At 36.2% G+C, this 12877-nt stretch carries 7 protein-coding genes; all 7 read right to left on the bottom strand.

Annotated elements, in window-relative coordinates; genetic code table 11:
• Positions 1 to 33: 33 nt before the first annotated feature.
• Positions 34 to 717 (bottom strand): class I SAM-dependent methyltransferase, encoded by a 684-nt coding sequence (locus IPM51_01205; GenBank protein ID MBK9282917.1) that lies wholly within the window; start codon positions 715 to 717, stop codon positions 34 to 36.
• A 5-nt stretch (positions 718 to 722) separates the two neighbouring features.
• Positions 723 to 1505 carry a glycosyltransferase gene (locus IPM51_01200; protein ID MBK9282916.1) on the bottom strand — a complete coding sequence of 261 codons (783 nt, stop codon included), beginning with the start codon at positions 1503 to 1505 and terminating at the stop codon, positions 723 to 725.
• Between the two features lie 63 nt (positions 1506 to 1568).
• The gene (gene vanZ, locus IPM51_01195; protein ID MBK9282915.1) at positions 1569 to 1958 is read right to left on the bottom strand and encodes a VanZ family protein; all 390 of its coding nucleotides are present in this window, start codon (positions 1956 to 1958) and stop codon (positions 1569 to 1571) included.
• A gap of 51 nt (positions 1959 to 2009) precedes the next feature.
• On the bottom strand, positions 2010 to 2390 hold the full coding sequence (gene gcvH / locus IPM51_01190) for a glycine cleavage system protein GcvH (protein MBK9282914.1): 381 nt from the start codon (positions 2388 to 2390) through the stop codon (positions 2010 to 2012).
• 78 nt (positions 2391 to 2468) lie between these two features.
• A complete protein-coding gene (sprA, locus tag IPM51_01185; GenBank protein ID MBK9282913.1) occupies positions 2469 to 9944 on the bottom strand; it encodes a cell surface protein SprA in 7476 nt (2491 codons plus the stop codon).
• Between the two features lie 13 nt (positions 9945 to 9957).
• Positions 9958 to 10557 (bottom strand): Holliday junction branch migration protein RuvA, encoded by a 600-nt coding sequence (gene ruvA, locus IPM51_01180; protein MBK9282912.1) that lies wholly within the window; start codon positions 10555 to 10557, stop codon positions 9958 to 9960.
• An 11-nt stretch (positions 10558 to 10568) separates the two neighbouring features.
• Positions 10569 to 12833 carry an NADP-dependent malic enzyme gene (locus IPM51_01175; protein ID MBK9282911.1) on the bottom strand — a complete coding sequence of 755 codons (2265 nt, stop codon included), beginning with the start codon at positions 12831 to 12833 and terminating at the stop codon, positions 10569 to 10571.
• Positions 12834 to 12877 lie beyond the last annotated feature (44 nt).

The following is a 12877-nucleotide window of genomic DNA, read 5'->3' as shown; positions in this document are numbered from 1 at the left end:
ATATTTCCTTATACTAACCTAAAAATGAGAAATTTATTTTTCAGCTACAATGACACATTGGGTATAAAAATCCATATAACCAAAATAATAATTTAAAACTTTAAACCCTGATTTTTCAAAAAAGCTTATGGCGTGTTTGCGTGATTTAATTCTAGAAATTTCATCCGGATGAAGTTTTATGCTTTGTCTCAGAATTTTATTTAATACGAAATGAATACAATCTAAAGCAAACACACTTAGTCCAAATTCAGGTGGCCATAAAATCACTAATCTGCCTCCATCTTTAAGCACTCTTTTAAATTCAATTAATATCAAATTAATTTCGGTTTCTGTAAAATGCTCCATCACGCCAAGGTTATATATTGCATCAAATGAGGAATCTTCAAAGGGTAGGTTGAATATACTCGCAAGCACAGTTTCAGCTTTTTCGCCATTGTATTGTTTATATATTCTAATTGCATTTGGAGAAATATCCAAAGCTGTAAGTTTTAAGTAATTAATAATATCTTCGTCTACCTGGCCACTTCCACAACCTGCATGCAACACTTTACTTCCCTTTGGAATATATTTGAAGATATGATAATTAAGTATCCGTTTTATAATGTTTTTGCGGTAAAACGAAGCGACTTTATCATACAACCTATTATTATTTCCCTTACTGGCCTTTGAATTCCAGTAAATATCCCAATCTTGTTTTATTTTTTCATCGTTTATCACGCTTTTTACTTCACTATATAATACTTATGGTTAAAAATACTTTTTAAAAAAAGATGACACATCAATAGAAAGCTCTTTATAACGTCACTACGCTTCATTTTAGAAGTTCCGTATGTTCTTGCCGGTAGCGCAATTGGAAATTCCTTTATTCTAAATGCATTCTTTTGTAAAATAAAAAGACTCTCAAAAAAAAAGGAATAACTTTTAGAATTTACTTTTTTAAATAATGCTATTGGTATTTTCTCCAAATCATATAATCGAAAAGCACCGGTGGCATCATAAGGAATGCCAAGCAGAAATTTTGTAAAAAAATGCCCTAGGTAAGTTAAGAATTTTCGATAGCCATTCCATCCCATTAAACTATCCTTTTCAATAAATCTTGATCCAAGAACCACATCGTAATTTTCAGAGAACTGAATAAATTTAGGAATAAGCGCCGGAGAGTGTGTGAAATCACAATCCATAGAGATAAAGGTCTTATACTTTCTTTCATAAGCCCACCTCAGCGCATCCTGATGAGCACTACCAATACCTGATTTTTGTTTTCTGTGAATGACATAAACATTCTTATTATCTTCAACCAAAGAATCAATAATCTTACCACTCCCGTCTGGCGAATTATCATCAAGAAAAAGTAAATCACATCCGTGATTTAAGGAACAGATTTCATTGTACAGTTTTTCAATATTTTCTGATTCATTATACGTTGGTATGAATATAATTCCGGGTTCTTTCAATTTGTTTTTTAATTTTGAATTAACACTAATATAATACAAATAATTAAGCACTTTTTTGAATTAGCAACCCTAGTTTTTAACAGGGCTTTTATTCTAGGAAATAGAATGCTGATTTTAGTGAAAATACACCTTTGTTTTTTTAAATAACACCAGGGCCCCAAAGCTCCCAAAACTATTCGCTACAAAGTCTTGCCAATCTGCACTACGTTCGCTAAAAACCAAGGCCTGCATAATTTCAAGCAATCCTCCATAACTCAGGGTAAGTATGAAAAGCACAATCCAATAAGTAAAATCCCACTGTTTTTTAAAGCATAATAAAAATACCAGGCTGGTTAAAATAAAAAACAGGCCGGCATGTACCCACTTATCAAAACTGAGCATTTCAAGCCAAGAAGCGGTGGGTAAATATGAACCCGGGGTTGCACATAAGACCAAAATAATCAGGGCCCAGAGAATGGTTAATAGGCCGATGTTATTCCAGATTGTTATTTTAATTTTTTTCACCAATAAAAAAACCCTTTCTTTAGGAAAGGGTTTGAAAAATTATTCATTCAATTAAGCACCTATTAATTTTTTATAATCATCGGCACTCAACAATCCGCTTACTTCAGCAGGGTCGGTAATTTTTATTTTAATCATCCAGCCTTTTCCGTAAGGATCATTATTTACACTTTCCGGAGCAGAATCGATGTCTTTATTCGCCTCAAGTACTTCTCCGCTTAATGGCATAAAAAGATCACTCACGGTTTTAACCGCTTCAACAGTTCCGAACACAGCTTCTTTAGCAACTGTTTCTCCAATTGTATTAACGTCTACGTAAACGATATCGCCCAATTCACGTTGAGCAAAATCAGTAATTCCAATAGTTGCGATATCGCCTTCAATTTTAACCCACTCGTGGTCTTTTGTGTATTTTAATTCTGCAGGGAAATTCATATTCTGTTTTTTTTGTGTTACAAATTTAAGTTTTTGTTTGAATAATCAAAGTATTTAATTTTTATCAATTTACCTCATTTACTGAAAGTTAATTCTTAAACTAAATCCTCCTGTGGCATTGGAAGTAGGAAATGAGGCGGAAGTTTGAGGTTTTGTTTTAATCCAATCGTAAAATAGTCTCAGGTTAATGTTAGGCGTTAATTGATAGTCGGCTGAAGACCTCAACGTAATAATGTCGGTTCCGCCTGTTGGTATACTTATTCCATCAGAAATACGTCTGATTACCGATACATTTCTACGGTAACTCACATCTACTTTTACTGTTAAATTACTTTCCAATACTTTACCCTGAATTTTCAGTGCCTTAAATCTCAATTTAGGATACATATATCCTAAACCTACAATATATTCCTGTCCTTTTGTTTCAATAATTTGTGGTCCGGTTATATTCAAGGTAGTGCTTTTATCTCGTTTAGTTTCGACGTTAGCACTCCAACCTTGTTTTAAAAATTGAAAGTCAAACTTTATTAATGGAGCAAAAGCTTCGGTTATTGTAACTGCATTAATGTTGTAATACGGAACAAAATTTGAATTGATTGGTGTAGTACCGCTGGAAACTGTTATTGGCATACGCGCAATTTGCTGATCGCCGATAAACAAAATGTTATTATTATATCCGTTAATATTGTAAGCGCTTCGATATCCATGACGAACAGTAATTGATCGGAATGTCTTTTTAAAGAAACCCAATTTTCCTAATCCATCCCATGTGATTGTCCAGTTTGGAATTGGAACGGTTGGGAAAATATTTTTAGTACTGTAATTTTTAATTTTACCACCGGTATACGTATTATAGAATGCACCTAATAAAACATCTTGTTGATTATCTTGGTAACCGTCAACATAACTTTCGGTTTGCCCCTTTATATTGACGAAGGTAATCGCGTTGGGGTCGTTATTATCATTTGCAGCCCCTAATTCATTTGCTACGTTTCTTCTTTCCAATAGAAAATCCGTAAATAATTTAGATTCGATAGGATCTTTTCCATCTTTAAAAGCATTAAAATTCGCGAAAGTACTAATACTAAAGTTACCTGTTTCATTTTTACTCTGATGGAAATCAAATCCTTTATAACGGTCGTCGCGTGTGCGTGTAGGGTCATCAAACACCATAAACTCATTTATACTGGTGGATTGTTTACGGTTACCGTTTAATTCTATTTTCAAACTACCATGAGGTTCTATGCTTGCTCTGTATGATATGTCTTCAGTTTTAGTTTCGGTATATGGAGTGGTTTGTAATGGAACCATGGCGAGCCATCCGTTATCCACACTTCGTTCTCGAATTAATCCATCGTGTAAACCTGTTGTAAATAAGAATCCCGGAGCTTGTCCTTTAGAAGGATCCATCCCCATTAATACCGGACTAGGTTTAAAATTAGGCAAACCTTGCCCGCCCTGCAATTGATAAGTTAGATTAACGGTTTTAAGCATCATTATGCCGCGAGCTAAGAACTCAAATATATCCTTTACGTTTTCGTTTGCACTGGTTTTCGATTTTTTAGTGGAGTCGCTACCAGCCGAAACATCACCCTTTTTTGGAAGTGCATTAACCGATTTGGATTTATTTTGATTGGTATTAATTTTTTTGAAATAAGGTATTTTGTTATAGAGTGTAATCATTTGCAGATTAGCCGTGAAATTGTGCGTATTGGTATTTTGTATAGTATTACCAATACTATCATCTGCAGCAAATGGTCTTCTCATCCAGGTATAAGTACCTCCAAAACGATACGTTGTTTTTATAAAGTCAAATATTGGAATTTTATCGATAGGCACATTAACATTCACATCCATATTTTGTCGGAAAGATGTACTCTCTCCACCTTTCAAAATATTGTTTTGCACTAATTCTCTGTTTTTTACAACACTATCGGGATGTGTAATTTCTCCGGGCATTTCAAAAATACGAGCATCCACACTGGCGCTGTAATTATATTTTATTGATTTACTTAAATCCCAACGCAAATTATATGCACGCGAGGCAATAAAGTTTTTATTGACCAATGCCGGATTTTCAAACTCTGCCGCCCCATAAATTCCGGTAATATCCCTGTTTCTGATTGATGCGTATGTGCGATTTAAATCCATTTGTGCCCCAAAACTATTTGGCATCAACTGTAAATTAAATTCCCTAATTAAAGTAAACCACTTTTTCTCAAAAGCTTTTATTTTGCTGAATGGTTTTATGGTAAACGGATTTTGAAATGCAAAAGCATATTGCAAACCGCCTCGGTATTGTTTATTGATATTGTATTCAACATTTACACTTCGCTTATCAATTTCCGTATAGGCATACGTGGCCGAAAAATTACTAATATCCCAAGGAAATGGTTTGGCACCTTTACGTTTTAAACCATCAATGCGCACGTTAGTTACATTAAATCCTTTTCGTTCGGTATGATCAAGTGTTTGTTTTTTGATTTCTTTTTTTACGGAATCGGATATGGCCGGATTGTCAAACACATCCTTTAAACGAACATCAGGATCAAGCGGATTAAATAATGGAGTGATGATGGTTTGCCCGAAATTGTAATACAGCGGCAATGAGACTTTCCATTTAGAAGGGAAGAATTTACCGGCATTAATATTGGTACTCATATCCCAATTGGTATTACTTTCTCTACTTCGCTCATTGATTTTTTTCTCAACACTTCCCCAGAATGGAGAGAAATACGTTCCGGCTAGTGATACTTGTCCGAGATCAGCAAGTTTAGCTTGTATTTGTCCGGTTGTTGCCCAACCGCCCTCATTGTCAAATTCAGTTAATCGCAATTCATTAATCCAAGCTTCCACACAATGCGCTTTATTATCAGCTGTTTTCGGATTTCGTATACCAACCATAATACTTTTAATGGTTCCTAGATTTGGATTACCTACAATGGTAATCGTGTACCCTCCTAAATCTTTTGAATAGGGTTTGGTATACGCATTTAAATTGGTATAATATCCATATTCTGTATTTCGCTGGTTTTTTACATTACTGATATCGCTGAATTTAAAATTAATTTCATTTTCAACCGGCCAAACCTGATAACGGGCATCTACACTATTAGGATCGTATTGGCCTTTAGGTGTTAGTTTAAGCGGTACTTCATACTCGTAAAAGTTATTGTTATAATCTGTACCAACTCTAAAAAATAAAGTAAGCTCGCCGTCGTTTAATGGTATGTCATTTAAATTCTCAGCGTGTACATTCATTTTAATATTTTTGAACATACGCGTATCCAACTCAACATTTTTAAAAATGGCTCTACTATCACCATCTTTCAAATTACAAGCTCTAATTTGAAGAGCTTGTTCGTTTTGTAAAACCAAATTGGTAGTTTGAACATTTTGTTGCTGTTGAATTTCGGGTGGCATAATATAATTTACCGGAGATTTAGTTCCATTTTCCTGTAAACTTACAGCCGACACGTCAAAAACAGTTTGGTTATCATCAATGGCAATATACTCACCCGGTTTTCTTAAATCAAACTGATAACGGCGCCAATCGCTTCGAACTAATTCAAATCGCGCGATACGTAAAAGAACCGGACGATCAAATCCTTTCATATAAACTCGCATAAATCGAATGGAGTTAAAACCTTCTATTCCCCCAACCACATTTTCGAATTGAGAAATAGGAATTTTAAATTGATACCACTTAACTTCCTTTGTTACGCCGCTAAATTCAGCCGTTCCCTTAAAAGCGTCTACCAAGAAATTTGTACCTACCGCAGTTTCATTTACGTCCGAAGGTGAAATATGGATTCTGTATTGATAATAATTTTCAATATCACTCAAGGTATTGTCTTTATTTACATCTTCAATATTAGGAAGCAAATTAGCCGAGGCGGTTGAGTAATTTCCTCCGTTTGGATTAGCATCCTGGTATTGTGCTTCAGTTGGGGTATTGCCCTCCATGTTATTGTACCTGGAATATCGCTTTAATGTTTTTGCCTGTTCGGCATCATAATCATCATCTCTGAAAAAATTGTAATTATCACTGGACGGGTCATTCATAAAAGCACTAACATGAGGTGATGACATATTAATTCCCGGCACTGCATTAACTTCATTTAAATTGGCCGCAAAAATTCTTTGCTCGGTTGAGTCAATCATTCCATCATAACCCACATCCTGATAAGGTCTATCCTGATTGTTTTGTGAAAAGGCATTTACTGTTGGAGGAATTAATGGCACTCTTGATATTCGCGTAAATTCAGTAGGCAAGTCTTTTGAAATATCAGAGGTTCCGGGTAAACCATTTTCATAGCTCATTCGGCCATCTTTTAAAATATCTTCAGAAATATTTCCCAAATTGATATAAAAGTCTCCGCTGGGTAAACTATTGGGGTCAAAATCGGGATGGGTTTCGGTATTGTAATCATCATTATACGGATCCATCATCCAAAACTGGATATACTCTATGTTTGCTGCCTGAAAATCGTTAGTTTCTAACCTTCTCATGATACCTCCCCAGCGTGATTTAGGATTATTCAAAAGTCCATCGGCATTCATACCGGCAGAAATTCCGGAACGAGGAAGTACATCTAAATTATAAGGGCCCCTTTCGGTTGGATAAAAGCCCAGATCAAGCACAGGTAGAACAACTTGCTGACCGTTAGGAGGAGTTTTACCTGGAAATAATTCGGTTTCAAAAACCTGACGCCACATGTTATTGGAGAAAATTTTATTATCGTAGTACCCCGGTGTTGTTCCACTTTGTGTACGTGTAAACATAGGGTCGATAGTGTACCAATTTAATTTTGCTCGATTTAATCCGGTTAAAACTGAATCGCTCACACTGGCCTCCGGAAATCCGGGTAGACCTTGAGGGATTCCGGATAAATACCATCCATTCGGATTCCGAACATCTATTACAGATATTGATCCCTCAAAATCATCGATGTAAGAGTTCCCGCTTTTACCAATTGCTTTGGCGTTACCCGGAAATAATTTAGCTACTTCACCTCTGGTTGTAATCGAACTCATTACTTTGGTACTGTAAAAAGGTAGTTTATCCAATAATCGTGTAATGAAAGGAGTTTCTGTTTTATAATTAAAATCCAAACCGGCAACGATGTTACTTACCGGCTCATCGCCAATAGAAACTTTTTGGGTAACCGGTCTTTCGTTAAATCGCAAAAAGGTACCGCCTAACTTTAAATTTCGAGAGGCATTATAATCTAAACGCGTTCCCCATAAACTACGTTGCTGCACGTTGAAGAGAGAATTACTTTCCAACGAAACTTTTATTTGTGCGCCAGAATTTAAAATTCCTTCGTTAATAATTTTCACTCTTCCCAAAGTGTAATCCACAGTATAGTCGGTATTCTCTACCAACGCAACACCGTTGGCGGTAACTACAACTGCACCCTGAGGAATATTGAGTGCGTTTAAGGCGATTTCAGATCCCGATGCCGATCGATAACTTCCTTTAATTTTATATCGGTTTTTTTCCTGAATAAAAGTTGCGGCCGTACGAGTAGAATCGTACAGTTCTTTAAAAATATACTTATTGGCAGCCGGAAAATCAGCCGGTGCAAATTTGGCCTCTAAACTTCTTCCGAAAGGTTCCACCGTTGGTAAATACACTCGGCCGTTATTGGCCAAAATTGTATAACCCGGAATAAAATCATAAACGCCATCGGGCGCTTTGTCACCATTCACACTTAACTTATCGCAATTCAATACCCGAATTAATTGACGGCCGTTTACCTCACCACCTGCTTGTCCGAATGGAATGTAAGGAACATCAACACCGGTTTCAATGTTGTTATAAAACACATCTAATTTAAAATCTTGTGAATTCAAATTGTACGCACCAATGGTGTAAACGTTCTTCATCATAAGTTTCCACATGGGATGTTTTACGTTTACAGAAACAGATTTTAATAATTTACAAACCAATAGTTTTGCATTATCGGTTACCTGATCACTAAATTCACCTACCTGATACGTTCTTCCGCCGTACGTATATTGATAAGAAACCGCAACGGCTTGTTCATTACTGATTTGTTGATTCAAAGAAACGTAACCTAAACGCGGATTGAATGTAAATTCAGTTGCATTCAATCTTCGGGCATTTTGGATAAGATTATAATCTCTTGAGGCTTGCATATAAGCATTTCCGCTATTATCACTATTTGATGCCGGAACGGAAGTTGGCAATTTACTTACTTCGGTTAAGGTTCTGTCTTTAATCATACCATTCGTACTATTGGTCATGATGTGATATAAATTATTCGCGCCATTGTGCGGAATTTTATCCGTTAAGGCCGGATTGGGTCCGGCGCTATCAACAATAGCATATTGAATTGGAGAAACCAGATTGCTTGTATTCAACAAACTTGGCCAAACATTTCCGCCATCTTCTGCTAAATCTTGAAAAGCGATTACGTTACGCGTTTGTTCGGCATTACCATTGATGTTTAAGATATACACCTCCACTTTCGTAATTACCACCGGCGTATTTACAATAGGCAGTGTTCCCATCCAATTATCGTAATTATCCCTGAAATAATGTCCTAAAAAATAGTGTTTGTTTTGTTCGTAATTATCGGCATTAATTTGAAATTGTTGTGTTTGCGCACCACCCTGAACCGTTACCTCTTGCTTCTTGCCTTTTTGTTGAGAGAAAACAATGGTAGAACGTAAACGACCGAATTGCAATTCAGTTTTAAATCCAAATAAAGTTTGACTTCCGCTGATTAATGTACTATTCAAAGGGAAAGTGATATTACCCGCTTCAATTTTTTTCAAAATTTCATCTTCATAACCGGTGTAATCTAATTTAACTTGGTTCTCCCAATCGAAACTTGCTTCTGTATTATAATTGGTTGACACTTTCAATTTATCTCCAATCTTTCCGATTAAATTCAATTGAATGCGCATGTTAAAATCGAAGTTGGTAATTTTTTGCTGACGCTGAGGAATAGCGGGATTCAAATTTTTATTTCTGTTCAAACCAAAAATTAATTCAGCTGTACCCGTTGGTTTAATGTCTACCGTATTCCCACCAAAAATACGATCGAATAATTCAGAGTTCACCGTCATTTTCGGAACCATGCTTTTGCGTGGTGAATTGTTTAAATCGTCGGCTGCTACTCTGGATCTCCAATAATCACGCATTGATTTTTTAAACATATAATCCTGATACTCTTTCATACTCATATATGTTTCAGGACGGTATTCCATATCCCCCATTTTTTGAGAAATATCATAGTTCTTGGTATCCGGATTATATTTTACATCGGTTTTAACATTGCTGGGATCTTCGAGGTATAATTTGGATTTAGGATCGTATTGTGGAGGCCGGCCCGGATTATCTTTAAATTCAAAAGGCAATGGATCAGTATCTGGAGTGTCAACAACCAATACGTTTGCCTGAGGATTTTCATACACGAAATCTTCTGCAATGAGCTCTTCGTTTTTATTGGTGACAACGCCCATTAAACAAGCTGTTGTACCGGTAAGCAATAAAAAATTTATAAGACTATTTGCTCGCACGAAAAGGAATTACTTATAGATTTTTAAACGCTGCTTTAACTAAATTTTCCACATTTTCGGTTTCAATGCCTTGCTGTTTTATGGCCTTTTCAAGTGCCTTTTCAGCGGTCATTTTTGGGAAACCCAAGGTTATTAAGGCCATTAACGCTTCATCGCGGTTTTTATTGTATGAATTGGATAAAATTTGACTCATTCCACCCTCATGTTTTCCCATCTTTCCTTTTAAGTCTACCACTATACGTTGAGCGGTTTTATCACCAATTCCTTTGATGCTTTTCAGTAATGTCACATTGGCAGTATTAATAGCCCCGGATATTTCGGCGGCACTGAGGCTGGAGAGCATTAACATGGCACTAGAACCGCCTACCCCACTCACAGATATTAATTTTCTGAATAATTCCCTTTCTTCTTCGTCGTAAAACCCGAAATACCTTGGATTATCATCTCGCTGGTAAACACATTCTACAAATAAGCAAACTTCTTTTTGCCCTTCCATTTTGGTAAATGTGTTTAATGAAATCATCAAACTATAACCTACTCCGCCACACTCAATCACTACCTTGGCCGGATTTCTGAATTCAATGTGTCCTTTTAAATGATTTATAAATGACATAAACAATTAAATTATCGGCTTTGCGCATCAACTACTGCAAGAATAACCATATTCATAATTTCACGTACACTGCTACCTAATTGCAGAACGTGCATGGGTTTGTTTAATCCCATTAAGATTGGACCAATTGCTTCGGATCCGCCTAATTCTTGTAACAATTTATATGAAATATTTCCGGATTCCAGATTCGGAAAAATGAATGTATTTACATCCATATCAACCAAAGTACTGAAAGGAAATTGCTCTTTCAATAATGTATTGTTAATCGAAAAATTGGCTTGAATATCTCCATCCACTATCAAACCCGGATAATTTTTATGCAAAATACTAACCGCCTTTTGTACTTTATTTGGAATATCGCCAGGTGTAGATCCAAAATTTGAATAAGACAATAAAGCGATACGTGGTGTGATGTTATATTTCTTTACGGTATTAGCTGTGAGTACTGCAATATCGGCTAATTCCTCAGCGGTTGGATTGGTATTCATGGTGGTATCGGCAAAAAAATACGGGCCTTTTTTAGTAACCATCAAATATAAGCCGGCTACTTTTTTTACTTCCGGTTTTACACCAATTACTTCTAATGCCGCTTTAAGAGGATGTCGATATTTTCGAGTTAATCCACTAATCATGGCATCTGCTAAACCATGTTCAACCATCATGGAGCCATAATAATTTCTATCGCGCATCAACTTTTGCGCTTCGTATAAAGTTAAACCTTTACGTTGACGCTTTCTCCAGAGTAAATTACCAAATTCATTTCTTTTTCCCTCCTCTTCTGTTAACGGATCAATGATAGGCATTTCAGATAGGTCGATGTGATTTTCATTGGCAATGGCTTGAATTCTTTCTTTATTGCCAAGTAAAATCGGTTTGGCAATTCCTTCATCACGCACAACCTGAGCTGCCTTTAAAACTTTATAGGTATCGGCATCTGAAAAAACCACTCGCTTAGGATTACTTTTAGCTTTATTTGCTAAACTTCGCATCAATTTATTGTCTTTTCCAAGTCGGTTTTCCAATTCAATTTTATAGGCTTCCCAATCTGTTATTTTACGTTTAGCCACACCGCTATCGATTGCTGCTTTGGCGACTGCAGAAGAAACGGCAACTATTAAACGGTTATCAATAGGTTTTGGAATAATATATTCTGCGCCGAATGACAAATTCTTTGAACCATAAGCCAGGTTTACATAATCAGGCACTGCTTCTTTTGCTAAAGCAGCAATCGCTTTTGTAGCCGCCAATTTCATTTCTTCATTAATCGCTGTTGCACGAACATCCATTGCACCGCGGAAAATAAAAGGAAATCCCAACACATTATTCACTTGATTAGGATGATCGCTACGTCCGGTTGCCATAATAATATCTTTACGAGAAGCGATAGCCTCTTCATAAGAAATTTCAGGTGTAGGATTAGCCAATGCAAAAACAATACAATTCTTGTTCATGCTTTTTACCATCTCTTGCGTTACAATATTCCCTTTTGAAAGTCCAACAAAAACATCAGCCCCTTTCATGGCTTCCGTTAATGTATTTATTTTTGTGTTTTTAGAGGCGAAAAAAGATTTATACTGATCTAAATCCGTTCTACCCACATGTAAAACTCCCTTACTATCCAGCATAGTAATGTTTTCTTTTTTCACGCCAACCGCAATATAAAGTTTAGCGCAAGAATTTGCCGATGCGCCTGCGCCATTAATCACCACCTTTACATCTCCTATTTTTTTCTTTGAAATTTCTACAGCATTAATTAATCCTGCAGCCGAAATAATTGCAGTTCCGTGCTGATCATCATGCATGAGTGGAATATCCAGTTCTTCTTTTAAACGACGTTCAATTTCGAAACATTCCGGAGCTTTGATGTCTTCTAGATTAATTCCACCAAACGTTGGAGCAATATTTTTAACTGTTTGAACAAACTCATCAATGTTTTTAGTGTCTAACTCAATATCAAACACATCTAAATCGGCAAATATTTTAAATAACAAACCTTTTCCTTCCATTACGGGTTTTGAAGCTAACGCACCAATATCGCCTAATCCCAATACAGCCGTGCCGTTAGATATCACGGCAACTAAGTTTCCCTTGGCAGTGTACTTGTAAGCATCCTCCGGATTTTTTTCGATTTCCAGACAAGGCTCAGCCACACCGGGAGAATACGCTAATGTTAAATCTCGTTGTGTACTGTAAGGTTTTGTTGGAATAACTTCAATCTTGCCCGGCCTACCTTGCGAATGATAATCAAGGGCATCTTCTCTTCTGAATTTTGCCATATTTTTTAAAAAATAGAATTCGAAAATACGAATAATTTTTGGCG

Source organism: Sphingobacteriaceae bacterium (assembly GCA_016715905.1).
Taxonomy (GTDB): Bacteria; Bacteroidota; Bacteroidia; order B-17B0; family Aurantibacillaceae; genus Aurantibacillus.
This window is presented reverse-complemented; position numbering and strand designations above follow the sequence as displayed.

Bases quoted from the DNA above. Each gene is read 5' to 3' on its own strand.
- gcvH (MBK9282914.1), bottom strand. From the start codon at position 2,390: ATGAATTTCCCTGCAGAATTAAAATACACAAAAGACCACGAGTGGGTT.
- ruvA (MBK9282912.1), bottom strand. From the start codon at position 10,557: ATGTCATTTATAAATCATTTAAAAGGACACATTGAATTCAGAAATCCG.
- IPM51_01175 (MBK9282911.1), bottom strand. From the start codon at position 12,833: ATGGCAAAATTCAGAAGAGAAGATGCCCTTGATTATCATTCGCAAGGT.